The sequence below is a fragment of the Peribacillus asahii genome (assembly GCF_004006295.1).
GTDB lineage: Bacteria > Bacillota > Bacilli > Bacillales > DSM-1321 > Peribacillus > Peribacillus asahii_A.
In genome coordinates, this window is sequence record NZ_CP026095.1 from 662,178 (window position 1) to 686,722 (window position 24,545).

25 protein-coding genes are annotated in these 24,545 nt (G+C 37.4%); 15 read left to right on the forward strand and 10 right to left on the reverse strand.

Annotation, left to right across the window (positions count from 1 at the left end; translation table 11 throughout):
* Positions 1 to 27: 27 nt before the first annotated feature.
* Complete coding sequence (locus BAOM_RS03295) at positions 28 to 534, forward strand: ferritin (protein WP_127762426.1); 507 nt, start codon at positions 28 to 30, stop codon at positions 532 to 534.
* A 111-nt stretch (positions 535 to 645) separates the two neighbouring features.
* Here BAOM_RS03295 and BAOM_RS03300 read toward each other — a convergent pair whose 3' ends face one another.
* From BAOM_RS03300 to BAOM_RS03330, 7 genes are all read right to left on the reverse strand, one after another.
* Entirely contained in the window at positions 646 to 1,008 is a 363-nt protein-coding gene (locus BAOM_RS03300) for a hypothetical protein (protein ID WP_127759041.1), read from the reverse strand.
* A 189-nt stretch (positions 1,009 to 1,197) separates the two neighbouring features.
* Positions 1,198 to 3,108: an FtsX-like permease family protein gene (locus BAOM_RS03305; RefSeq protein WP_127759042.1), complete on the reverse strand. Its 1,911-nt coding sequence runs from the start codon at positions 3,106 to 3,108 to the stop codon at positions 1,198 to 1,200.
* Complete coding sequence (locus tag BAOM_RS03310) at positions 3,083 to 3,853, reverse strand: ABC transporter ATP-binding protein (protein WP_127759043.1); 771 nt, start codon at positions 3,851 to 3,853, stop codon at positions 3,083 to 3,085. The genes BAOM_RS03305 and BAOM_RS03310 overlap by 26 nt, the downstream gene beginning before the upstream one ends.
* A gap of 102 nt (positions 3,854 to 3,955) precedes the next feature.
* Positions 3,956 to 4,927, reverse strand: a complete 972-nt coding sequence (locus BAOM_RS03315; protein WP_127759044.1) for a sensor histidine kinase — start codon at positions 4,925 to 4,927, stop codon at positions 3,956 to 3,958.
* Positions 4,924 to 5,625, reverse strand: coding sequence for a response regulator transcription factor (locus tag BAOM_RS03320; protein ID WP_127759045.1), 702 nt, complete (start codon positions 5,623 to 5,625; stop codon positions 4,924 to 4,926). Before BAOM_RS03320 ends, BAOM_RS03315 begins: the two co-directional genes overlap by 4 nt.
* Before the next feature lie 112 nt (positions 5,626 to 5,737).
* On the reverse strand, positions 5,738 to 6,337 hold the full coding sequence (locus BAOM_RS03325; protein WP_127759046.1) for an undecaprenyl-diphosphatase: 600 nt from the start codon (positions 6,335 to 6,337) through the stop codon (positions 5,738 to 5,740).
* A 255-nt stretch (positions 6,338 to 6,592) separates the two neighbouring features.
* Positions 6,593 to 7,984: a hypothetical protein gene (locus tag BAOM_RS03330; RefSeq protein ID WP_127759047.1), complete on the reverse strand. Its 1,392-nt coding sequence runs from the start codon at positions 7,982 to 7,984 to the stop codon at positions 6,593 to 6,595.
* A 163-nt stretch (positions 7,985 to 8,147) separates the two neighbouring features.
* On the opposite strand from BAOM_RS03330, the gene BAOM_RS03335 reads away from it, so the two are divergent.
* Entirely contained in the window at positions 8,148 to 9,212 is a 1,065-nt protein-coding gene (locus tag BAOM_RS03335; protein WP_127759048.1) for a C45 family autoproteolytic acyltransferase/hydrolase, read from the forward strand.
* A 234-nt stretch (positions 9,213 to 9,446) separates the two neighbouring features.
* Here BAOM_RS03335 and proB read toward each other — a convergent pair whose 3' ends face one another.
* Positions 9,447 to 10,571, reverse strand: a complete 1,125-nt coding sequence (gene proB, locus BAOM_RS03340) for a glutamate 5-kinase (protein WP_127759049.1) — start codon at positions 10,569 to 10,571, stop codon at positions 9,447 to 9,449.
* 30 nt (positions 10,572 to 10,601) lie between these two features.
* Complete coding sequence (gene proC / locus BAOM_RS03345) at positions 10,602 to 11,456, reverse strand: pyrroline-5-carboxylate reductase (protein WP_127759050.1); 855 nt, start codon at positions 11,454 to 11,456, stop codon at positions 10,602 to 10,604.
* Between the two features lie 531 nt (positions 11,457 to 11,987).
* On the opposite strand from proC, the gene BAOM_RS03350 reads away from it, so the two are divergent.
* The 5 genes from BAOM_RS03350 to BAOM_RS24155 all read left to right on the forward strand — a co-directional run bounded on the left by BAOM_RS03350 (position 11,988) and on the right by BAOM_RS24155 (position 15,600).
* Positions 11,988 to 12,635, forward strand: coding sequence for a serine/threonine-protein kinase (locus tag BAOM_RS03350; RefSeq protein ID WP_306821290.1), 648 nt, complete (start codon positions 11,988 to 11,990; stop codon positions 12,633 to 12,635).
* 35 nt (positions 12,636 to 12,670) lie between these two features.
* The gene (locus BAOM_RS03355; protein ID WP_127759051.1) at positions 12,671 to 13,117 is read left to right on the forward strand and encodes a DUF6376 family protein; all 447 of its coding nucleotides are present in this window, start codon (positions 12,671 to 12,673) and stop codon (positions 13,115 to 13,117) included.
* 170 nt (positions 13,118 to 13,287) lie between these two features.
* The gene (locus BAOM_RS03360) at positions 13,288 to 14,757 is read left to right on the forward strand and encodes an FAD-binding oxidoreductase (RefSeq protein WP_127759052.1); all 1,470 of its coding nucleotides are present in this window, start codon (positions 13,288 to 13,290) and stop codon (positions 14,755 to 14,757) included.
* Positions 14,758 to 14,769: 12 nt separating this feature from the next.
* Complete coding sequence (locus BAOM_RS03365) at positions 14,770 to 15,294, forward strand: hypothetical protein (protein WP_127759053.1); 525 nt, start codon at positions 14,770 to 14,772, stop codon at positions 15,292 to 15,294.
* A 135-nt stretch (positions 15,295 to 15,429) separates the two neighbouring features.
* Positions 15,430 to 15,600 carry a hypothetical protein gene (locus BAOM_RS24155; protein WP_164853120.1) on the forward strand — a complete coding sequence of 57 codons (171 nt, stop codon included), beginning with the start codon at positions 15,430 to 15,432 and terminating at the stop codon, positions 15,598 to 15,600.
* Between the two features lie 131 nt (positions 15,601 to 15,731).
* On the opposite strand, the gene BAOM_RS03370 is transcribed toward BAOM_RS24155, so the two are convergent.
* Complete coding sequence (locus BAOM_RS03370) at positions 15,732 to 16,427, reverse strand: hypothetical protein (protein WP_127759054.1); 696 nt, start codon at positions 16,425 to 16,427, stop codon at positions 15,732 to 15,734.
* 273 nt (positions 16,428 to 16,700) lie between these two features.
* On the opposite strand from BAOM_RS03370, the gene BAOM_RS03375 reads away from it, so the two are divergent.
* The 8 genes from BAOM_RS03375 to BAOM_RS03410 all read left to right on the forward strand — a co-directional run bounded on the left by BAOM_RS03375 (position 16,701) and on the right by BAOM_RS03410 (position 24,542).
* Positions 16,701 to 17,888 carry a M14 family metallopeptidase gene (locus BAOM_RS03375; protein WP_127759055.1) on the forward strand — a complete coding sequence of 396 codons (1,188 nt, stop codon included), beginning with the start codon at positions 16,701 to 16,703 and terminating at the stop codon, positions 17,886 to 17,888.
* A 177-nt stretch (positions 17,889 to 18,065) separates the two neighbouring features.
* Positions 18,066 to 18,473, forward strand: a complete 408-nt coding sequence (locus tag BAOM_RS03380) for a hypothetical protein (protein WP_127759056.1) — start codon at positions 18,066 to 18,068, stop codon at positions 18,471 to 18,473.
* A 2-nt stretch (positions 18,474 to 18,475) separates the two neighbouring features.
* Positions 18,476 to 19,777 carry an ammonium transporter gene (locus tag BAOM_RS03385; protein ID WP_127759057.1) on the forward strand — a complete coding sequence of 434 codons (1,302 nt, stop codon included), beginning with the start codon at positions 18,476 to 18,478 and terminating at the stop codon, positions 19,775 to 19,777.
* A gap of 279 nt (positions 19,778 to 20,056) precedes the next feature.
* The gene (locus BAOM_RS03390; RefSeq protein WP_127759058.1) at positions 20,057 to 21,379 is read left to right on the forward strand and encodes an ATP-binding protein; all 1,323 of its coding nucleotides are present in this window, start codon (positions 20,057 to 20,059) and stop codon (positions 21,377 to 21,379) included.
* A gap of 386 nt (positions 21,380 to 21,765) precedes the next feature.
* Positions 21,766 to 22,383: a TerD family protein gene (locus BAOM_RS03395; protein ID WP_127759059.1), complete on the forward strand. Its 618-nt coding sequence runs from the start codon at positions 21,766 to 21,768 to the stop codon at positions 22,381 to 22,383.
* 77 nt (positions 22,384 to 22,460) lie between these two features.
* Positions 22,461 to 23,045 (forward strand): TerD family protein, encoded by a 585-nt coding sequence (locus BAOM_RS03400; protein WP_127759060.1) that lies wholly within the window; start codon positions 22,461 to 22,463, stop codon positions 23,043 to 23,045.
* Between the two features lie 87 nt (positions 23,046 to 23,132).
* A complete protein-coding gene (locus BAOM_RS03405; RefSeq protein ID WP_127759061.1) occupies positions 23,133 to 23,711 on the forward strand; it encodes a TerD family protein in 579 nt (192 codons plus the stop codon).
* A gap of 57 nt (positions 23,712 to 23,768) precedes the next feature.
* Positions 23,769 to 24,542, forward strand: coding sequence for a TerC family protein (locus BAOM_RS03410; RefSeq protein WP_127759062.1), 774 nt, complete (start codon positions 23,769 to 23,771; stop codon positions 24,540 to 24,542).
* The last annotated feature ends 3 nt before the right edge of the window (positions 24,543 to 24,545 follow it).

A 24,545-nucleotide genomic window follows, 5' to 3' on the forward strand; every position in this document is an offset into this window, starting at 1 on the left:
TCGAAGTTAAATAAGAGCGCAAGTACAATGTTATCGAGTAACTTACACGAAGCATTAACTGATCAAATGAACTATGAATTTTATTCTGCCCATGTCTATACTGCGATGGCTTCTTACTGTAAAAGTGAAAATTATGATGGTTTCTCGAGTTTTTTCCTTGCTCAAGCCGAGGAAGAAAGAACTCATGGAATGAAGATTTATAATTACATCCATGATCGTGGAGAACAAGCGATTATTTCTGGTTTTGAACATCCAAATAATAAGTACGAATCTATTTTAGATGCTTTTGAAAAAGCACTAGAACATGAAAAAGAAGTGACGAGCCGAATCTATAATCTTTCTGATATTGCTCATGATGAAAAAGAATATGCAACCATTTCCTTTTTAAATTGGTTCCTCGATGAGCAAGTAGAGGAAGAATCCCTATTTAATGGTATTGTTCAAAAATTAAAACAAATTAATAATGACTCTAGTTCTTTATTCGCGTACGATTCAAAAATGGCGAAGCGTACACATACAACACGTGTTGAATAGGAATATTCCTTTATTCTTTTTGAAAACCCTAAATAATGGACAAATAAGTCCTTTATTTAGGGTTTTCTTGTGTCTGCATCTAGTATAGAGGACAGGCACTAAAGTTGTACATTATTCGTCTTTATTATCTGGATCAGTCATATCTTCTGGATCTTCAACAATGTCTTCTGAATCCGTAACGTTATCATTTTCATCATCTTTAGTCATTGTATCATTTTCATCAACACCAGGTAGATTGTTATCACCATTATTACCGCCGTCATTACCGTTATTTACACCATTATTATCGTTAGTTACATCATTGTCATTTAAATCATTTGTATCATTTACGTTATCATCCGTTGGAGTTTGGTCCATATTGTTTTGGTCTTCTTGTGGAGGCGGATTTTCATTATTATTGTCGTTATTGCACCCCGCTAGCATCATAATAGATAAACAAGCACTCATTAATGTAAGAAACCATTTTTTTGTCATTATAAATGATTCCCCTTTCATATTTTTTATGGAACTGTACTTATATTTCCCTGTATAAAGTGAATTATGTGTCACACTGACAAAATTATTTATTGATAATTTGTGAATAAAAATATAGGTAATCTCTATAAAAAAAGAAGAGGCTGTTGAAAAGTAGATGCCTTTCAGTCAGCCTCTTCGGATGTACGCTTAGATTAACGCTTTTTTCAAGTTTTTCAAATATCGATAACGGATTAAGAAGAAATAAACAAGTTGAGCAATGAGAAAACCAGCTAGTACAATCATCATTTCTGTAGCGATAGATAATACGTAAAAGCTTTGTAAGGCTGTAAAGGCAAAAGCACTATGGACAAATGCAACCAAAATAGGAACGAAAAACAGTAAAGCAAGCTGACGAGTGACAATTTTATTCAATTCTTGATCGGTTAACCCTACTTTCTTAATCGTTAAATATTGACGGCTGTCATATTCCAAATCAGCATACAGTCTGAAGTATAAGAAGCTTCCTGCAGCAATAAAGAATACAGCTCCAATAAGCAGGGCGACAAATAACATCATTTTGAACATACTCATTTGATTTTCATACAAAGTTCCGCTTACCGTCATGAAGTAGGAGGTATCACTAGAAGGTGATTTTTTTCCGTTTTCGACCAGGTTTTCCATCATACCTGTTGTTTTCTCAAGTTCTTTCGTATAAAAACCGGTATATGTTCCTGTCGTTACAGGGGAAAGCTTTGTAAATAATTCATCACTTACTACTAAGCCTTCATCCCATACAAGCTGATAAGGCAGGACAACATTTTTTGTATAGGTCTTTGGATGAAGTTGTAGATGATCTTGCTTTAACGTGTATATCACAGGTTTAGAGAAGCCGCCTTCGAAGGTGGATGTTCGCATATTCAAAGTTTCTATTCCTTTCAGCGGCTTTTCTGTAAACTCATATCCTGCCTGTTCAGAGATTTTTTGATAATCCGAAAAGGAAACAATCGTCAGCTTATCAGAAGGATATGGAGAAGTTGAGGAAGCAACTTCTATATATTTAATGGGGACTTGATGTGTCGTATAGCTTACTCGCTTCTCTTGTAATTCCCCTTCAATTTGCTGTAGCTGTTGTTTATGAAAGGTCTCATCATTTAGCGCGATATAACTAATTTCGGCTGGATAATCCATATCGAATTGCTTATTCATTACATTGACAGAAACAAGAGATCCAACTGCGCAAAAGGCAACCGTTGAAAAAATGGTAACCATAAAAAACATTCTTGCATTATCTTTTAAGCGGTACGCTAAACTAGAAATCGTAATTAAATTCGTTCTTTTCCAAACAAGCATCCGGTTTTTTTGCAGCATTTTCGTTATAAATACCGATAGCTGTGTGTAAAAAAAGTACGTTCCGACAATTGTCATTCCGATGACCGGCAACATCCGAAAAAGTAAGGTTTGCATCGTCGCAGTAGCGGCTAAATAATAACTGATGATGAGTAAGAACGCAGAGAGAAGAGATAGAAAAGTGGATACTTTTGGTTCCGTTTTCGGTTTTTCTCCTGCTTGGAATAAATCAATTAATTTATTAACTCGTACAAGAATCGTCGTAAATAACGAAATACTAAAGAATAGAAGTAAGAACGCTCCTACTGTAAGGATAATTGCCTTTTCGGATAAATAAAAGGGCAGAGGAGCAATGCTAATCATCTTCGAACCAATTAATAAAAAAAGCTTCCCTGTAACAATCCCTATACAAATCCCGACGGCAATTGCTCCAATACCAATCATCATATTTTCTAAAAACACCATGCGATTTAATTGGCTTCTAGTCATTCCATGCATCATAAGAATGCCAAATTCACGCTTTCGTGCCTTTAAAAACGTGCTGACAGAATAAAGCACAAATAAGAAGGCAAACACATACATAATGATTTCGGCAGCTGCCATTAATTGAACGGCGAGTGCTGCGTTCACACCTTCTTTAATATCGGGATGAAAAATAAATAGGGCATAAACAAAGAAAATTAAAACAGAAAAGACGCTGCTTAAAAAATAGGCGGCATAGGTTCGCTTGTTACGAACAATGTTTCTATAGACGAACTGTCGAAAGGTCACGGCTGTCTCCTCCTAACAAAGCAAGCATATCAATAATCTTTTGGAAAAAGGTTTGACGGTTATCACCGCGATAAATTTCGTTGTAAAGTTTTCCATCTTTAATAAAAATAACTCTATGACAATAGCTTGCAGCGACAGCATCATGTGTGACCATTAAGGCAGTTGCTCCATCTTCCTTATTGATGGTCGTCAGTGTTTCCATTACATCTTTCGAAGCTTTGGAATCTAAGTTTCCAGTCGGTTCGTCGGCTAAAATAAGGGATGGACGATGAATGATAGCTCGTGCGATTGCTGTACGCTGCATTTGTCCGCCAGAGATTTCATACGTTCGCTTTTTTAAAATTTGAGCAATCCCTAGTTTTTCTGTCACTTCGTAAAGACGTCTTTCCATCTCGCGAACATTTTCGCCATCGAGAGTAAGGGGAAGCACAATGTTTTCTTCCACTGTTAGCGTATCAAGCAAATTAAAGTTTTGAAATACAAAACCAAGCTCATGGCGTCTAAATAAGGCGGTTTCTTTTCGGTTTAAAGTATGTGGATTTTTACCGCTAATGAAAATGTCACCAGCTGTTGGTCGATCAATTGTTGCAATTAAGTTTAAAAGCGTTGTTTTCCCACTGCCGGATGGGCCCATAATTCCGACAAATTCGCCTTTTTCAATTGCAAAATTAATATTGGTCAACGCTTTATGAGCCACTTTTCCTTCGTAGATTTTTTCGATATGTTTCACATCTAAAATAGGCATTCTTTCCACTCCTTGCTTCAGTTGTATCTTCATTGTAGCTAGAATTCGCTGTCTCCTACTATGTCGCAGGCTTACAGTTTACTTACAGATTTGTAAGGGTAGCTAGAATATAAGACGAATCATTGTTCCTTCGTTTACGATCGATTCGATTTCGATACGGTGACCAAGCTTTTCGCAGATTTGTTTCACAAGGTAAAGCCCCATCCCGGTCGATTCTTGAAAGTTACGGCCATTTTCACCCGTGAAATAAGCATCAAAGACGCGAGGGATATCACTTTGCGGAATTCCGATGCCTTCATCTCGGATTTCTAAAACGGTATGTATACCACGCTTGTAACTATGGAAATGAAGTTTTCGATTTTCCTCGACTGTATAGCGAATAGCATTTGTGACTAGCTGGGTTAAGACAAACGAGAGCCATTTCTCATCAGAAGCAACGATGACATCCTCTTTGAATTGAAAGGAAGGAAAAATCCGTTTTCGAATAAATAAACGCTTTTGATTAGATGTAACAGACCGTACAACAGTTTCTAAATCAAGGGACTCTACATATAAATCATGTTCAAATGAATCTAAACGCGCGGTATAAAGCACCGTCTCGAGCCCCTTTTTTAAACGATCAAGCTCATCTCCAATGGCAGTGAAGCGAGAGTCATCTTCATCCTGTATGATTAAATGAATAACCGATAAGGGGGTCTTCATTTGATGAACCCACTGATTGATAAACTGTATATGACCTTCAAGTCTGTATTTATAATGATGCAGGTCTGTTTTATAATGGCGAAATTGGCTAGTGAGGAGCTGCTGTAAACCCTCAGTAAGCGGTGTTTGATGTGTATTGTTTGTAAAATCATCCAATGAGGTGAGCGGTTTTTCTAGTCGCTGATAAAAGGAGCGATTGGTGATATATCGGATTAGGAGATAGATGATTAGCAAACAGCTGCTGAGAAGGGCAGCGTATAAACTAATAGTCCAATTATGATAACCGTCAAGCCAATAAATAGATGTTATAACGATGATTTGGATTAGATATATAAAAATCAGCGGGAATTGATCACGTAAGAAAAACTTCATTCATTCTTCCTCCAATTGGGCATAAGTCGATATCCTTGTCCGCGAATGGTTTGAAGAGCGTCTATTATATGTAAGGAAGCCAGTTTTTTTCGAACACGTGTAATGTAGACGTTCAACGTATTATCATCCACAAATGCTTGATCATCCCAAATTTTTTCTAAAAGACGATCTCGGCTGACAACCCGCTCAGCTTTTTTCATTAATTCATCTACTATTTTTGCTTCCGTATGACTCAGTTCAATTTCCTGGCCATCTAGAGAAAGACTTAGCCGTTCAACATCGAGTGTTAATCCTTCAACCGTAGTCGTGCGTCCATTATGAGCATTAGCATATGAACCGTATGCGCGTCTAAGTTGACTATTAATTTTGGCAATGACAATTTCATAATCAAACGGCTTCGTTATGTAATCATCTGCTCCATTTTCAAGGGCCATTACTTGATCCATTTTGCTATCGCGTGCAGAGATAAAAAGAATCGGACAAATAGAGATACTTCGGATTTGACGGCACCAATAATACCCGTCAAATTTAGGTAAATTGACATCTAATAAAACAAGGTGTGGTTCATACTGTTCAAATTGGGTTCGTACTTTGGCGAAATCATCAACGGATTGTGTCTGAAATCCAAACTTATTCAAATGCTTTTCTAGTAAATGAATAAGCTGTTTATCATCTTCAATAATCAATATTTTAAACATTATCATTCTCCTCTTAGTTTCTACTATAATAATTGTATCAAAAGTAACAGACCGAATGAAAATAGTCATTAAAAAACGCTGGAACCCCAGCGTTTTTTTATTTTCTATCAAGTTAAAAATCCTTCGATTTATTGTTTGCGGGCAGGATGATTTGTTCTCCTTTTTCATAGATGCGAAGTAATTTGTTTATTACACTTAATTTAGGTACGGTTACATACACAATGATGGCCGAGGTCATACTGATTATGGCTCCGGCTGCGACATCTGCTGGATAATGAACGCCAACCCAAATACGTGAAAGACCGACACAAAAAGCGAGTATTATCCAGAAAACGCCTGTCTTTTTGTGAAAAAGCCAGAATGTCATACAAAAGGAAAAAAACAAAATCGTATGGTCGCTTGGAAATGAATTATCTACAGCCTTCTCTATGAGTTGATTGACATTGGACAACTCAGCAAACGGTTGATGGTTGGAATGAATGGTTCCTGCTAGTTTTCCGATAATCTCGGCGACTATAAAAGAAATCATTGAACAAATTACCATGATTCTATTCGCATTAGTTCGTGTAAACCAGTAGATAAGAACAGCCAATGCTAAGACATATACCATATATTCAGCAACAAACACAACAGCGGCGTTGAAAGACGTATAATCTTTACCTAAATCATTGATTATTCTAAAAACATGGATATTTAAATCTGAAAGATCCATTGATTCATTTCCCCTTTACCTTTTTAATAGAGTCATTATAAGTCAATTAATAGGACTCAAAACATCGATTTTCCTTACACGAGCTTACAGTTTTGTAAGAATCGTATTTTTAGTTTTTTGATAATAGAGGATGGTTTATTTTAGGAGAATAACAACTGAGAGTGGGCGTGAAATGTACGAGTAAACAAAAGCTCAATCACTTTTGTAGTGATTGAGCTTTTGTATTGTTCGAGGAATAAATCTAGAACTAATGTATTATATCAAAAACATCGCAACAATCGTCGTCACGACTAACCCGATTGTTACCGGAAGGATGTTTCTTCGCGCTAATTCGAATGGACTGACATTACAGATGGCGGCAGCTGGGATGAGTGCCCAAGGAATAATAGTTCCACCGCCGACCCAAATAGCTGCAATTTGCCCAAGCGCGGTTAAGGTGGCAGTACCGTCTCCAATGGCTGTGCCGAATAGATTCGCTACCGAACCAGCTAAGGAAATGCCGGAAAAGCCTGAACCATCTAAACCAGTAATGGCTCCAATACCTGTCAATGTAATGGCTGCTATTTCTTTTGTTAAAGGAACGGCAGCAGCTAAAGCGACGCCGAGGTCATTCACAATACCGTGGGATGTTTTCGGTAAATGGTCACCGATAATTTGAGCGAATCCAGAATCCCCTAAATAAAAGAAGGCAGCAATAGGAATCACGGGTCCAAATACTTTAAAACCGAATTGAAATCCTTGAATTAAATAGCTTGTTGTTTTTTCAAGTCCTTGTTGTTTATGCGCTACAACGGATAGAATAAGCAGAATAAAGACCGCTGTACCGCCAATTAATGCCGTCGCATCTCCGCCTTGTAACTTTAAAAGAAACATGGCGATGACATCAAGCAAAAAGGCAATTGGAATGAGGATAGCAAAAAAATGTTTCTGCTTTGTGGTAAGTAAATGTTCATTGATTGCTTGGTCTTGAATAATTTCTTTATTTTCTCCTAATGTGAGGACCCCGCGCTTCATATCGCGCTTTAAAAAGATAAAGGCAGAAACGGTTGTGACCACTCCCATTGTAATGACGAGGGGAATGCTTGCTGAAATGACATCTCCAACTGGGATTGAAGCCGCATCGGCTGTAAGCTTAGGGGCCGCTTGAATGATAAAATCACTTGATAAAGCAATCCCATGCCCAAAGAGGTTCATCGCTATTGCTACTCCAAGTGCAGGTAATCCTGCGCGTAGGGCTGCTGGAAGCAGGACCGCTCCTAGTAAGGCAACAGCGGGAGAAGGCCAGAAAAACCAAGAAATGACCATCATGAGAATCCCGATAGTCCAAAAGGAAAGCGTTGGATTTTTCATAAACCTAGTAAAAGGGGCAACCATGGCATCATTAATGCCTGCTTTTGCTAACACATGGCTCATTGCAACAATGATGGAAATGATTAAAATAGTCGACATTAGCTCCGTAATGGCGAAAATAAAGCTGTTAAAAATCCCGCTAATGGACGAAGCCACATTACCTGTTGCGACAATAGCTAGCGTGAAAATTCCAATTATGCAAATGAGGGAAGTGTCTCGACGTTTCAGCATAAACCCGATGATGAGCACAATAAATCCTACATAGATCCAATGGAGAGCTGTTAATTCTATCCCCATAATTTTTCCCCCTCATGAATAGGCTTGATGATAGATTATGGGGGAAAGCCTATTTAGGTGAATTGTTCCATAAATTTCTTCGTAATCAATTGTCTTCTTTCCTTTCGCTTATCCATCCAGTATTCTAAAAAGAAATAGTCACGATATAAAAGAGGGATATGATATGAAGCAAATTTATAGTGAAATCATTCAGTTTCGCGGGACACATTATGATTTTGGATATATGCAAGGGGAGAAGCTACGAAATTCTTTAACCGTTATCAATCGTGAAGAGCAGTGGAAGGTGAGAAAGCCTCGATTTACGATAGAAGTAGAAGAGGTGAGAAAGGCCATTACACAATTTGCTCCTGGTGTTTGGGAGGAATTGCTTGGAATGCAAGAAGCACTAGAATGGCCGATGAAACGCATACTGCAAGAATTTGGGGGCTATCGATTAGATTATGTAAAGTCGGGCTGCTCCATTTTAACAGGAAGTGATTATTTAATTCGTAATTATGACTATCACCCGAAGACGTATGAGGGGCGTTATGTTCTTTTTCAACCAACTGACCAAGGATATGCGAGCATTGGTCCGAGCCAAAGGGCGACAGGAAGAATGGATGGAATGAATGAAAAAGGATTAGCGATTGGTTATAACTTTATGAATAGGAAAAATCCAGGTGATGGATTTATTTGTTGTATGATTGGAAGGCTTGTTATAGAGTCTTGTGCCAATGTTTTGGAAGCGGTATCGATGCTGAAGGAGATACCGCATCGCCATTCTTTTACTTATGTTGTGTATGATCAAAGCGGAGAGACTTATGTAGTTGAAACATCTCCACGCGGTGTTGAGGTTCGCCAGTCGAATGTCTGCACGAATCACTTTGAAATTATGAGGCATGAGAATCGTAATCATCTTGTCGATTCTAAAAGACGATTAGATGTTATGCAGAAACAATATGAGAATCTTTCAGAAGCCTATGATGCTTTTCGATTATTAAATGATACGAACCAAGGGGTTTTTTCGGATTTATACGGAAGCTGGGCGGGAACAATCCACACATCCGCTTATTTACCAAGGGAAATGAAGGCGTGGATAGCATTAGGAGGAAATCAAGAACCTACTGTATTCGACTTTGCCAAATGGCTTGATGGGGATGATGTAGAACTAGAGCGAATTACAGGAGAGGTTGATACAGATATCCCATTTGTACATATGGATGAGGGGGCCAATTGGTATCGAAAGTGAGGATTATTTATTGGGATAGTAACCGAACAAGGCTAGACTTAATTTTTTAATAGCTATTTCGGATTTATGATAAAGTACTCCTTTTGTATGGTACTTATAAAAATTAAAAAAGAAGTAAATAGAAAGACTCCAAATTTTGAATCAGGTGTGTGTGACGCGGTCTCACACACCTTCAGTATAGTTCAATTTTTAAAAATAAAAGGATTGTTTCGAGCAGCTTCTTTTTTATTACCATTACACGCCAATTGTAATCGGCGCATTTACACGACAAACAAAATGGTTCATATCTATAATGAACGGCGGGTCGCTTACCATGTTTTGTTTACGTAGTTGATGTAATTCTTCAGATGAAAACTGAACAATCCCAAGGCCGATTTCTGTTCCTTCAGTATCGATTATCCGAATAACACACTCCTTTTCAAATTGTCCTTTTATTTCGAGAATGCCAGAGGAGTGTACACTTTCACGTTTTTCGACAATGCGATTTTTTGAAGATGAGTCGATGATAATTTCTCCTTTAGGGCCTGAATTAAAGGCAATCCATTTTGTTTTTTCGTTCAGCTCCATTAATGGTGCGGCAGTGTTAAAGTACGTTCCTTTAGCCGTACCTAATACGGCATCCATGATAATGTTTGGAGTGCCGGCTCTTCCTAAGAAGGTTGAAATGCCAGAAGCCATCGCAATTTTAACCGCTTGAATTTTTGATTTCATGCCGCCGGTACCGATCTTACTTCCTGAGCCGCCTGCTGCTTTTTCAATTTCAGGGGTAATGTTATGAACTTGTGTTAACAATTTAGCGCAGCTGTTTTCGCTAGGATCTGAATCATAAAGTCCATCTATGTCTGATAAAATGGCTAAATGATGGGCATTAACTAATACAGCGACCTTTGCTGAGAGGGTATCATTATCTCCAAATTTTAAGCGGTCAATGGTTACGGTATCGTTCTCATTGACGATAGGGATAATGCCTCTTTCTAATAAGACGTTTAATGCATTACGCATATTTTGGTAGCGATTTTCATCTGAAAAATCACCTCTCGTAATTAAAATTTGCGCAGCAACATAGCCATGAGACAAAAATAGCTCAGAGTATGTCTCCATTAGTAATCCTTGACCAATTGAAGCAGCAGCTTGCTTTTCAGGCAATGTAGTAGGGCGTTCAAGACAGCCTAGTTTTCGATAGCCAGCAGCAATAGCACCAGATGAAACGAGTACAACTTCATATCCTGTATCCTTTAATAAAACAATTTCATCTACAAGTTTTTCGAGTTTTTTACGACTAATTTCTCCGTGTCGACTAGTTAGTGAACTGCTCCCTATTTTAATCACAACACGTTGCTTATTCGTGTTTACGGTCATCTAACCCCTCCTATTTTTTGAATATTCAATCTATTGTATCGTTGAAAAGTTACTAGCATTTACTTTGAATTGTGTACTAATTTCTCTAGAGCGATTAGCAGCTTGCTTAATGGCTTGAGAAATAGCTGTACCGCCGCCGTATTGTTCAAGCGCAGCTAATCCTGCGGCTGTCGTACCGTTCGGCGAAGTAACCTTTTCTCTTAAAACAGCCGGTGTTTCGCTTTGTGCTTGAATCATTTTGGCTGCTCCGATTATAGTCTGGGCAATGATTTGCCGAGTCGTATCTTCAGCTAATCCGCTTTTTATTCCTTCCTTTTCCATATGTTCTATTAAGTAATAAAAGTAAGCAGGACCGCTGCCCGCAATACCTGTAAAAATGTCCATTTGTGCTTCAGGTATGACATATACGGTTCCGATACATTCAAGCAATTTTTGCGTGAGTGTTACGTTTTGTTGTGTAGTGTGTGTTCCAGCAGAAATGGCGGTAGCGGATTCTCCGATCATGCTGGAAGTATTGGGCATAACTCGGATGACTTGTTGTCCTGCTGGTAAATACTGCTCTATAAATGAGGTGGTAATACCGGCTAACACAGACAGAATAAGATGGTTTGGCTGAACGACATGTTTGACGGATTGTAAAGCGGGTGCTGCATCTTTTGGTTTCATTGCGAGGACGATTAAGTCAATGTCTTTAAAGGGTAATTTATCTTGAGTTACGGCGTTAATTTCATATGTTTTTGTGAGCTGTTGTAACCGTTTATCGTTGCTTCGATTAGATACAAAAATGTGGTTTGGCGGAACTTTTTCAGCATTTATGATACCTGAAATCATTGCTTCTGCCATCGAACCGGCTCCTAAAAATGCAATTTTTTTGTTAATAAACATGCCATTCCTCCCAAAATGTTCGTGTTTTTGTTCTTATTTTTTAACAACGACCTTATATTAACATGTATCAAATCATTATCAAGGGATATCAGGAAAGTCATGTGTATATGCTCCAATTAGTGAGTATAAGCGTTTATCCTGGTTATTCAATAAGGTAAATGAAGGCTCAAGCCAAAATATCACTGCTCAGGATAAAATTTGGAAGATTATTAGGGCTTGTCATTCTTCAAATTGTGTAATAGTAAATGGGAAAGCAGGGGGAGTAGAATTCCTTCCGTTTGACGTTTAAAAAGAAAATATTTATAATGAAATTAATAAGAAAATTGAATATATTCTTCTGTATAAGGGGAGTAGCTATACAATAAAATCGTCATTACGGGATGCGAATCCTCGGTTTTATTGGCAACTAATGATAGTTGTTTGCGAGACCTTACCGATTTCTTGGTAGGGTCTTTTTATGTAAAGGCGTTATAACCGGGAAAATTGGTTATAACGCCTTTTCTTTTCTTATATAACTAAGAATAGAGAGAGGTGACGATTATTCTTTTATTTCATGAGTTAGCTGTTGGTGTTAAAATGGCAAATGACCACAAACATACGCTGCTGGATTACGATAAATCATTAACGTTAATTGGACAAGGTAGAAGTGCTTATGTATTTAGAATCGAACAAACGAATAAAGCAATGAAGATATTTTTTCCAACTTACGCTCACCTTGCCGAGGAAGAGGCGAATATCTATAGGGAGCTTCAACATCTCTCCTATTTTCCAACTCTTTATGAAGCAGGTTCTAATTATTTAGTCATTGATTATTTAGAAGGGAATACGCTCTTTCAATGTTTAACAAAAGGGACTCCAATCTCAGATGATGTTATAAAAGAAACCGATAAGGCTTTACAGTTAGCTAGAAAAGAGGGATTGAATCCGTCTGATGTTCATTTGCGCAACATTTTTATCACATCGGATAAAGAAGTGAAAATTATTGATGTGGCTCGATTTAGACAAGTGAAAGTTTGTACTCAATGGGAAGATTTAAAAAGTGCATTTTATTGTTATTATAAAAAGCCGTATTTCCCAAAGAAAATTCCTGAATTTATGTTGAATAGTATTGCAGCGCTGTATAAGAAAAATCTTCTTAAAGTCAATCGTGCAAGAAGCTCCGAATTTTATCAGCGATGAGAAAGGCTTATTCTAGTGTACAAGGAGAGAAGAGAATGAAAAAAAAGATACTAGCTTTTGGAATGATGGGAATGGTGTTTCTAAGTGGTTGTTCCTTGCTTGGAGAGGTAAATGATTCTTTAGAGTATGCGAATGCGACGACAGAATATATGAATACGGCACAAGATTTTGCGAATGAAGTACCAGAACTAGCTAACAATGCAGTCGCAAGCGAAGAAGCGAGACAACAGCTAGAAGAAGAACTTACTCTTATGAAAGAAGAAATAAATGAGTTTAATAATATCGAAGCCCCTGCTGTTGCAGAAGATCTTCATGCTCAGATTGTCAGCACCAATGAAAAGCTAGAAGAAGGGATTGACCTATATTTAATAAATATTGAAAATGGTCAGCTGGATCCCACTATACTAGAGAACTCGGAAATTTTAACAACCGTAAATGAAGTTTCAAGTTTGGTGGAGCAAATTGAGAAATTAACGAATTGATTGTAAGATGTATGATTTGTTTTTTCCAAATAAGTTTGAACGCATTCGATAAAAGTGCGACGAGGTTATCAGGCATAATCATTACCTGATGCCTTTTTTTATATTCTCTCTCCTTCTTTACCGAATTGTGATACATTTTTTTATGGGAATTTACAAAAAAGGGAGGACGTATGAAGGGAATAACGAAGTTTATGAAAAAACCATGGTTTCTCGGTATTCTAGTGTTTGCGATGGCTATACTGGTCATTTGGAATATACCAATTGAGAAAAGAAAATATGGGTTTTCACAAAGTGGTTTAGCTACGGACTATACAGGTCTGCTGCCTGAACGAATTGAAAAAGTTGTGAATGTCCATAATCGAAATGAATTACAGAGAATCGTTCAAGAAGCTAATAAAAAGGGCAAGCATATTTCTATCGCTGGATTACAGCATTCCCAAGGTGGACATACATATTACAAGGACGGAATTGTACTTGATATGCGAGGGTTCAATCGTATAGTAGAAATCAATAAGCAAGCTAAAATAGTTCGAGTAGAGAGTGGAGCTAGTTGGGAAGATGTTCAGGAAGCTGTCACTCCGTATGGTTTAGCGTTACAAGTCACACAATCACAATCGATTTTTACAATTGGAGGTTCATTATCTGTTAATGCTCATGGGAGAGATATTCGTTTTGGTCCAATGGCTGAAACGGTTCGGGAAATGACGGTATTAACTCCAACAGGAGAAATAAAGCAACTAACACGTGATGATACAGAAGAATGGACGACATATATATTAGGGGGCTATGGATTATTCGGTGTCATTTTAGATGTAACCCTAAATCTTACGGAAAATGAAGTATACACCATTCATACGAAAAAAATAGAGACGGAAAAGTATGAGTCGTATCTTCATAGAGTGCTAGAAAATCAAAATATTGCAATGCACTATGCAAGAATAAGTGTAGCACCGGGTACATTTTTAGATGAAATGTATGTGATTGATTATAACAAAACAAAAAAACAGGATAAAACAACGTCGCTCAAAGAAGAAGAAGGAGTTCGAGTCAGTAAGTTTGCTCTTGATTTAGGAAGAAAAGGGGGAAAGCTGGAGGATTTATTTTGGGAAGCGCAAAGGCTGTATATCAATTCAATTGATGGTAAAACGATTACACGTAATAATGCTATGCGTTCAGAATCTACATTTATGGAATTTACTACGCCTGGTAGAGTGGAGGTTTTACAAGAGTTTTTTATTCCAGTTGATTCATATGAAGAGTATATGCAGAGCCTGAAAGACTTGCTTCCTCATAATGATCAAGATGAGGATTTTAAAGTGCATAATATTACAGTACGGTATGCAGCAAAAGACAACATGACAAGTCTCCCTTATGCAAAGGAAGATATGTTAGGTCTTGTCATATTGGTTCAGCATGGATTAAAAGAGAAAGAGATTGCTCACGCTAAAACGATGATTCAGAAGTGGACGGATGTAACATTACAATATGGCGGTACCTATTATTTGCCTTATTATCCTTACCAAACAAAGGAACAGTTTAAAGAATCTTATCCAAATTGGAAAAGCTTCAAGAAACAGAAAGCAGAACGAGATCCAAATGAAGTGTTTGTAAATTTGTTCTATGATCATTACATGAAGTAAGAAGGCGAAGACATGCAGAATAAAAGTGAACGGTATATTCCTCTTATTGTCACAGTTGGACAAGTTGTAATTTTTCCCTATTATATTGTTTGGTTGAAAGAAGTGTCTTTTAGTTATACCTTATTTGCTTGGTTATTTGCCACATTCTCTTTTGCTGCTGCATGGGGATATCGTTTTTTTCAATCTAGAGGAGAGAAACCGCGTTCTCTTATTGCATCTGTTTATGTAGCGATGGGAGTAGTGTATATAGTCGTTGGATATTGGAAGCTTCCAATTGAATATCTCCCTTATGTGGCTCTTATGACACAAATTATATTAGGCTTTTTACAAGGGTACTTTCGAGCATGGCATACTAAACAACGGTCGTATCATGTACATGCTATCAATCACTATTTAATAGTTGGAGTCATTATGATTGGACTTTCATTTATGAAAGTAGTTTCTCCTAGTATATTTCTTACTGTGTTTGGGACAATCTTATGCATGTGTGGAATGTGGGAAGTGGTGAGAGGTTTCGATTTCAAAATGATGAAATGAAAAACAGAACTATTAAGTGAATATGAAAATATGGTTAAATATGTTAAGAAACGTAGAAGCTGATTCTAATATTCTAAAAATCTTGTATGATAGTCTTGTATTAACAAATAGGACAATCGAGGAGGCAAGAGAAATATGAAAAACTTGAAACAATGGTTATTGGTTTTCATGGCATCTTTCATGTTGGTAGGTATTGCCGCGGGTTGCAGTAATTCTGATAAAGAAACGGACGAAACAAATACGGAAGAGAATCAAAATGTTGATGAAGGTACAGAGGAAGGCACAGAAACTGAAGAAGATAAATAATATAGGAGTGAGGCTGGACTATCATTCGTTCAGCCTCACTTTATAGGTTAAAAAAATAAAAACCTAATGGAAATCACGAACCTAGAATATCCCGTACTTTTAATCTGTCAATAATAATGCTGTTAATGATATTAATCAAAACGATCATCGTCATCATAATCATCGAAATCATCCTCGATTTCGGCCTTAACTAGCTTGAAGCTACTATTCAATTTAAGCTCCACTGGAACCCCTTTTAAACTGCCGCGATAGCCATCACGATCTAACACGTATCCACTTGTCTTTTGGAATGTTTTCTTTTTTCCTTTAAAATGGACGGTCATTTTCTGTTTGCTATCGGAAACAATGGTAGCGGAATATTCAATCGTTCGTTCTGTTTCGATTTCGCGAGCGGTTTTGTTCGATACTTCCATCTCAACGAGAACGCCTTTTTTTAATCGAATTGAATCATCATCAATTTCTGTGTTTTTATTAATTTTGTATGTGGCAGTTCCCCCGAAAGGAAAGGATACTTTAATGCTATTTTTGTTATAAGAAACAACCTTCCCTTGGACTTCACGAGTGTTAGAGGACACTTGTTGAATTTGTACCTCATCGATTGTTGTGCTTTCATTCGCAATGGCTTCGATTGTTTTGTGAACATTGACTTGATTTTCATTTACTTTAACTAAATTGCCTGTTTCATCCACAGATTGAACATTGGCGAAGAAGTCTTGTGAAGATACTGTTTGTTCCTTAGCTGATTCTACTCCTGCTACTCCTCCTGCTACGCCCACTCCAGCCATTAGAGCTGTTCCAATGAGGATTTTCTTCCATTTATTTTTCATGCTTAACTCTCCTTTTTCTATTTGATGGTTCTATCATAGACAAGAATTATTAAGTGAATATGAGATAATTATTAGAATTTGATGAGAAGTACGAGAAGCAGTCAGTAAGGGGTGAAGCTAGCGATAGTACGGAGCTTTATGATGTCTAAGCAGAGCCGAGGGAATGTAGATTAAGTATGTACTCATAGCAATTCCGACATGTGTAGTGAAATTAGGCATATATTGAAATAGATGCGAACCTTCGAGGAAAATACGAACACCGGGAGGTACAATATGGACGTTTTTGTAAGGCGGGGTGACTCCTTATGGTATTACAGTCAATTGTTCAAAATACCTATTCGTCTTATTCAAGACTCCAATGGAACGCAAGCTAATATGCTTTCGATTGGTCAACGAGTGAAGATTCCAGGCTTTACTGCGATAAATTATCGGATAAAGCAAGGCGATTCTTTATGGAGTATTGCAACGAACCGAAATCTTCCATTAGATGCCCTATACCTTGTGAACCCGTCTATTAATCCGAATGCGCTGAACATCGGTCAGATCATTAAGGTTCCGCTGCGTATTACCTGGAGACTTGTGCGAGGAGAGCAAAGCTATTCTTATGAAACATTGAGGGATGATATAAGGAGATTATCCAGCGTTTATCCGTTTATTCAAACATCCCCCATTGGGAATTCGGTACTTGGTAGAAATATCTCTGAAATTTTAATCGGAAAAGGCAATAAGCGAGTGCATTATAATGGGGCGTTTCATGCCAATGAATGGATTACAACACCGGTTATTATGACTTTTATTAATGATTATTTGCTGGCGTTAACGAATATGAATACGATTCGTGGTGTACAGATGCTGCCTTTATATCAGCAATCTACATTATCGATTGTTCCGATGGTCAATCCTGATGGAGTAAACCTCGTTTTACAAGGTCCACCGTCTACTGAGCCTTATAGAAGCAATGTTATACAATGGAATAGAGGGAGTATGGATTTTTCAGGATGGAAAGCGAATATTCGGGGTGTCGATTTAAATGACCAATTTCCGGCTAAATGGGAATTGGAAAAGGCGCGTAATCCTGATAAGCCAGGACCGAGAGATTATTCTGGTGAAAGACCACTTACAGAGCCGGAAGCTGTTGCGATGGCGGATTTGACCAGGAGGAGAGATTTTAGCAGAGTGTTAGCGTTCCATACCCAAGGCCAAGTGATTTACTGGGGGTTTGACAATTTGGAGCCTCCTGAATCGGAAGTTATGGTAAATGAGTTTAGTCGAGTGAGCGGGTATGAACCTGTTCAAACAATCGAAAGTTATGCTGGATATAAAGATTGGTTTATCCAGGATTGGAGAAGACCGGGGTTTACAGTGGAATTAGGACAGGGAACGAATCCGCTTCCATTATCACAGTTTCAAGAAATTTATCAAGAATCACTCGGCATATTCTTAGCAGGGTTGTATATGTGATTCACCTGCAATGCTAGAAAAGCTCATCCAAACGGATGGGCTTTTCTAATGATTAACAATGATTCCAATAATATAACTGCTTAGATTAAAATCAGAATATTTAAAGCATTGACTCAAATTAAAGTTATTCATATAATATTATATATAACATCTAATGTCAGGAGATGTAACAAAATCATGTTAATTTTGGATGAGCTATATAATACTGTTGTTTTTGAGGTTTCATCAGATGAATTAATTCGAATTTTAAAAGAGGTCAAGAATAAAAAAGAAATAGACATTGATTTGCTTAAATATAAAATCCATATGTTTGAGAAGAAAAAAAGAATTGAAGAAGCTTATTATCAATCTTTATCCACGTTTCGAAAGATTTTTACTGGACGTCCGCCTGGCCATCATCAAGCAGTTGAATACTTAGTGAATGTAAAAGAACGATTTAATGAGATTGAAATGATTAAGCAGAACATTATTACATTAAATAGCATTCTTTCTTTATTGGAAGCAGAACCGAATAAACAGGAAATAGTCTTATCGCCTAGTTTGATAGAAGAAATAAGAAAGTGGCAAGAAACGGAGGGCAACTAGAGATGACACTGGAAACTTTGAGTTCAGGTTTAGACACAATTTGGGTAGTGTTAACAGCAGCGATGATTCTGTTGATGGAGGGGGGCTTTGCTCTACTAGAGGCAGGTTTTGTTCGATCCAAGAATAGCGTGAATATTATTATGAAAGTGTTCGCTGATATTACGATTGGTACACTTTGCTATTTTTTAATTGGTTTTGGTTTGATGTACGGGGCTAATTTTTTAGGTATTGTGGGAACGAGCGGCTTTTTATTAAAAGGAGATTTATCACATTTAGATTTAAATATTTCAATAGATGCATTTTGGCTATTTCAGGGAGCTTTTGTTATTGCGGTAATTTCTATTGTATCAGGAGCTGTTGCAGAAAGAATTAACTTCCGGGCCTACCTTTTATATGTCGTTCTCATGACGGCCTTTATTTATCCGATTGCTGGTCATTGGGTTTGGGGGGGAGGTTGGTTAAGTGAGTTAGGGATGCAGGATTTTGCCGGATCTGCGGTCATCCATGCGCTAGGTGGTTTTGCTGCATTGGCAGCAGCAATCCTAATCGGTCCGCGAAAAGGAAAATTCTCTGAATTCGGTTCTAGTTCTATTGCTTTACCTAGTAATCTACCGTTAGTATCGGTCGGCGCATTTTTATTATGGTTCGGGTGGTTTGGTTTTAATGCTGGAAGTACATTACAAGCTACGGATGCACGTATTGGGCATATTGCTATTGTGACGATGCTTTCTGCTGCATCAGGAGGAGCTGTCACTCTTCTTTATACATTATTTCGTTATGGACGTTCAGATGCACCATCTGTTATTAACGGTTCTTTAGCCGGTTTGGTTGGGATAACGGCTGGATGTGCCTTTGTAAATGATTATGCAGCTATTATCATCGGTACTGTTTCGGGGTTATTTATGATGGCTGCAACGAATTGGTTAGAAGCAAGAAGAATTGATGACCCTGTAGGTGCATTTCCTGTACATGCAGTATCAGGGATTTGGGGTACGATAGCGGTAGGTTTATTTGCTACTGAAGGTGGCCTTTTTACAGATGGTAGTTGGCACTTGTTAGGGGTTCAAATTCTAGGATTAACAGTGTTGTGTACCTGGGGATTTTTATTAACATGGATTGCTTTTAAAACCATTAATATTTGGATTCCAATTCGCTCTACAGATGAAGAGGAAGAGGTAGGATTGGATATTAGTTACCATGGTATACGCGCGACACATGCAGCTAATGAATTTATTCGAATAGAAGATTATTCTTATCGAGTTGATGTAAAAGAGATGCAAGATTTGAATGAGAGATATAAATGATGCTTGAATGAGCCTCTAATGATTGATAGTTTGACATCTGTTAATCATTAGGGGTCTGTTTTTTGGCAAAAATTTATTTTACATATAGGATAAGTAGGATATATACTTATCTGAAATAAACTATTATAATAGACAGGAAAGTTTTATTAGAAAAGTGATTGATGTAGCAGCGGCATTTTTCCGGAAAAATATGTTGCTGTATTCTTAAATATAGTAAACTGAATAAAAAGGTAAGGTTAACTATCAGATGGTTGATAGAGATGAGGTAGAACTATTTCTATGAAAAGTGCAAAACTAAAATCGATAATTGTATATTCTATCCTTTTATTGTTATTATTCATCATGCTGAATATGTTTACTTCGATATTAAGTATTAAAAAGTCAGCTGAAAAATCCAGTGCTAACCAAATGCTGGAAGTCGCGAAGTCTATAGCCGATCATTTGGATGTAGATACATATAAGCGTTTTCTTGAAAATCCGGTAAAAAAACAGGAGTATTCGGAAATCAAACATTATTTAGAGGATGCCAGAAAGAAAACGGGAGCTTTGCATGTATATACACTTGATATTGATAATCCTAAAATATCTAGAGTTATGATTGCAGCGATGCCTAATAACATAGAGTTTCCGATTGGGGGAGTGTGCACGGTCCCGGAAAAGCAGGTTAAAATGGCTTATGAAGGACGTACGTTTTATACGAGCATTTTAGAAGATCCCGAATATGGGGAGTATTTAACGGTTGGAGCTCCAATAAAGGATGACAAAGATAAAATTATTGGTTACTTAGCCATCGATATTAGTGCAGAAGAAATCAATAATATTAGTGGTAAGGTTGTAAAAAGCAGCATGTCAGTCTTCGTTTTTAATGGATTGTTTGTCGTTATACTGCTCATCGCGTTTTTAATTATGCATCGATGGTATCAAAATGAATTACAAACAAAAGTAGGAGATACAGAGGAGACGTATCATTGGGAATTTCAATCATTACTTGCTTCTGTACGTTCTTTACGGCATGATTTTTCCAACCATGTTCAAGTTATCCATGGCCTTCTTAAGTTAGGAGAATCTGAAAAGGCATTAGACTATATAAGTGCTCTTTCTAAAGAAATTCACTCGATTACTTCTATGAACCTAAATGTGAATAATCCTGGATTATCTGTGCTTTTGGAAGTGAAAAGACTAGCTGCTCAAAATTATAATATTGAGACGGAATTTGAGATAGCAGATGACTCATTTGATAGGATTAAGACAACGGATTTAATTAAACTATTATCCAATGTGATTGATAATGCGATTGAAGCAACAAATGAGCTTCCTGAGAATGAACGATTTATGCATGTTGCGTGTAGAGTATGCGACTCTAAATATGTATTTGAAGTAAGTAACACAGGGCCGATGATTACGGATAAAAATCGAGAGAAGATCTTTAAAAGCGGTTTTTCGACGAAAAAGGTACAAGAGGGAAAAGTAAGAGGGCAAGGATTATTTATCGTGAAAGAATTAGTAACGGAATATCGTGGGGATATTTCTATTCAATCTAGTATGAATGAAACAACGGTTACACTTAGAATTCCGATTCCTAGAAATGGTGAGTCGAGTTAAAGGTAGAGTATCGTATAGCACAAGGAATATAAGCACCTCGCAATGGGAAAGTTTTGATTGTGTCAAAACTCTTTCATTGCGAGGTGCTTTTTTTATAAGGCTCCGTTATAGGACGTTGTTGAGCCAAACCTTTCATAAAAAAAGAAAAGTTTTTGAAACCTTTTTTTTTCACCTCCGTATATAGTTATGAAGATGCAAGGCAGCATGAATTTTTCGATGAAATAGGTTAATAAATTGGAAAATAACAGAGCGGAAAAGTACTTTTGAAAATGTACTTTTATAAGTACTTTTCGTTGCAGGCCTATGAATTGGATGTTATGATTGTTCCGAGTTCACGCTAGCGTGAATGGTTGCGCATCCTAAATATGTAAGGAGTTGAGTGGCTAGTGAGTATTAATCTACAAAAAGGTCAACGTATTGATTTAACTAAAGGAAATGCTGGTTTAAATCAAATTATGGTTGGTTTAGGCTGGGACCCTGTGAATCAATCTTCTCCTAAAGGTGGAGGTCTGTTTGGCGGGCTTTTTGGAGGCGGTGCAAAAACAGTGAATATCGATTGTGACGCGTCTGTTATTTTGCTGCAAAATGATCGAATCGTAAATAAAGGAGATTTGGTTTATTTCGGGAATAAAACAAGCAGCTGCGGCTCTGTTCGTCATTCTGGAGATAATCTTACAGGCGACGGCAGCGGAGATGATGAAGTTATTATGATTGACTTGAAATCTGTTCCAGATCGCTATAATAAGCTTGTTTTTGTCGTGAATATTTATGATTGCGAAGGAAGAAAACAAGATTTTGGCATGATTCAAAACGCTTTTATTCGCATTGTTAATCCACAAACGAAACAGGAATTAACTCGCTTTAACTTAACGGATAGCTACGGCGGGTTAACGACTTTAGTGACGGGTGAAATTTATCGCCATAACGGTGAATGGAAGTTTAATGCGATTGGTGACGGGACAAAGGACCGTAATCTGTCAGAAGTTGTCGCGCGATATACTTGATTACATAAATCTATTACAGCTTAAGGGTAGAATAAAATTGTCTTTCAATATTATTAACATTTAGGAGGTCATTTAATATGGCAGTAGTTTCTTTACAAAAAGGTCAAAAAGTTGATTTAACAAAATCAAACCCTGGTATTTCTAAAGTTCTAGTTGGTTTAGGTTGGGATACAAATAAATATGATGGTGGACAAGATTTCGATTTAGATACTTCTATCTTCTTATTGGATGCAACTGGTAAAGTAAAAGGCCCAGAAGACTTTGTATTCTATAATAATACAACAGGCGGAAATGGATCCGTTGTTCATGCGGGAGATAACTTAACTGGAGCAGGTGAAGGTGACGATGAGCAAGTGAAGGTAGCGATTAAAGATGTTCCAGCTCATATCGAGAAAATTGCTTTTACTGTTACGATTCATGATGCAGAAGCTCGTAATCAAAACTTCGGTATGGTATCAAATGCGTTCATTCGTATTGTAAATGAAGATACAAATGAAGAACTTATTCGCTATGATCTTGGAGAAGACTTCAGCATTGAAACAGCTATCGTTGTCGGAGAATTATACCGTCATAACGGCGAGTGGAAATTCAATGCAATTGGCTCAGGCTACCAAGGCGGTTTAGCTTCTCTATGTAATGATTTTGGATTACAGGTAGGGTAATGAATGGAGGAACAATGAGCATCGCACTCATTGTTCCTTAGTTATGATTTTTCAAAACTATATTATCAGGATAGGGGAGTATAAATCATGGCTATTCAGTTAAGTAAAGGCCAGCGAATTGATTTAACAAAAAACGATCCAACATTACAAAATATCGTGATTGGCTTAGGCTGGGATGTTAAACAGTTTGATGGAGGTCAAGCATACGACCTTGATGCTTCGGCTTTTTTATTAAATGCAGCAGGAAAGTGCCGCAATGAATATGACTTTATTTTCTACAACAATTTACAAAGTTCGGATGGTTCTGTCATTCATACAGGTGATAATAGAACAGGTGAAGGCGATGGAGACGACGAGCAGCTGAAGATTGATTTGGCGAAAGTACCGAATGATGTAGAGAAAGTAGCGATTGCGGTTACGATTCATGAGGCAGAGGTTCGTTCGCAAAACTTTGGGCAAGTGTCTAATGCATTTGTTAGACTTGTGAATGAAGACACAAACGAGGAAGTGCTTCGCTTCGATTTAGGCGAAGATTTTAGCATTGAAACAGCTGTTGTATTTTGTGAGATTTATAGAAACAAAGGTGAGTGGAAGTTCAGTGCAGTTGGCGCGGGCTACCAAGGCGGACTGCAAGCATTAGTAAATGCATACGGATTAGATGCATAAGTATTCTTATTTATATAGGGAGTAATCCCATTTCATTTTTTACGGAGGTTATTTCCTTTGGACATTATTAATCAGATTTTAAGCACGTATGCTTTGTTTTTTGATTGGGGAATGTGGGCAGATGTTTTAACTGATCCTGTTGCATGGGGATTAATTGGGACATTGATTATTATGGAAGGGTTACTTTCTGCTGATAATGCCCTTGTACTAGCGGTTATGGTCAAACATCTTCCTGAAAAACAAAGAAAAAAAGCATTGATGTATGGATTACTTGGTGCGTATGTCTTCAGATTCTTATTCATCGGTATCGGCGTATATCTTGTCAAGTTTTGGTTCATTAAAGTACTAGGTGCTGCATATTTAGGTTGGATTTGTTATAGTCACTTCCGCAAAAAAGGAAATGATGATGGAGAGGCAAAAGAGTTTAATAAAAATAGCTGGTTAGTTCGTACGTTCGGCGTATTTTGGGCGACAGTTATTATGGTGGAAATGATGGATATTGCTTTCTCAGCGGACTCCATTCTAGCTGCATTTGCTATTTCGGATCAAGTATGGGTTCTTCTTCTCGGTGGAATGATTGGTATTTTATTAATGCGTACAGTAGCTAGATTCTTCTTACTATTAATTGATAAAATTCCTGAGCTGGAGAACACGGCATTCATTTTGATTGGAATTATTGCTGCTAAAATGATGGCAAGCGTGTTTGGCTTCCATTTGCCGCATGAAGTGTTTTTTGCCATTATTGTTCTAGCATTTGCTATTACGATTATCATTCATAAAAAAAATGCAGGAGTAATAAAAGAAGAAACGGCTGTTTCAAAAGAAGAATAAAGG